1 protein-coding gene is annotated in these 730 nt (G+C 66.7%); it reads right to left on the bottom strand.

From position 1 onward, the window contains the following. Positions 1-730 (bottom strand): HlyD family secretion protein (locus AWB68_RS45775; RefSeq protein ID WP_143282093.1); only part of this gene is annotated, 730 nt, incomplete at both ends.

Genomic DNA, 730 nt, shown 5'->3' with positions numbered 1-730 from the left:
CCGCCGACACGAACGTTGCGAAGGCGTGCACGCTCAACCTGTTCGAACTCGACGATCACCGGAAAGCGTTGCGCGGGACGCAGCCAGTCGCGGCTGTTCTGCACCGTCGGCAGACCGCCGGGCGGCGCGCTCTGCCCCACACTCACGCCATATCCGATACTGCGGACCCGTCCCTGGAAAACCTCGCCCGGCAACGAATCCAGCACGATCGCCACGGGCGTGTCGGGTTCGAGATGTCCCAGATTGTTTTCGGTCATATCCGCGCTGATCCATAGGTCGCGGATTGCGATCAGCGTCATGACCGGGTTGCCCGCCGCTGCGAACTGGCCGACTTCCGTGCGCAGATCCGTGATGACGCCACCCGAGCGTGCCTTGATCCGCGTATTCGCAAGATCGAGTTCAGCCTTTGCCACCGAAGCGGCAGCGGCGCGCAACTGCGCGTTCTCCGCCTCGCCGCCGCCCTGCTGTTCGCGTGCCCGCTCCACTTCGGCGCGCGCTGCCGCGACCTGACTCTGGGCCTGCTCGTGCGTCGCTCGCGCCACTTCCAGACGCCGCAGCGAAACGGTGCCTTCATCCTCGCGGTACAGCCTTTCGAGGCGTTCGCTGTCCTGTCGTGCCTTGACCTCATTCGCGATTGCCGCGCGCAATGAAGCGCGCGTCGAATCGATCCCGGCCGTGCTGGCGCCGACCTGCCGGCGCGTTGATTCGAGGTCGGCCCGCGCGCGGTCGA

It is taken from the genome of Caballeronia choica, assembly GCF_001544535.1.
GTDB classification, from domain to species: domain Bacteria; phylum Pseudomonadota; class Gammaproteobacteria; order Burkholderiales; family Burkholderiaceae; genus Caballeronia; species Caballeronia choica.
Note: the sequence above shows the minus strand (reverse complement) of the source record. Positions and strands in the feature narration are given on the sequence as shown.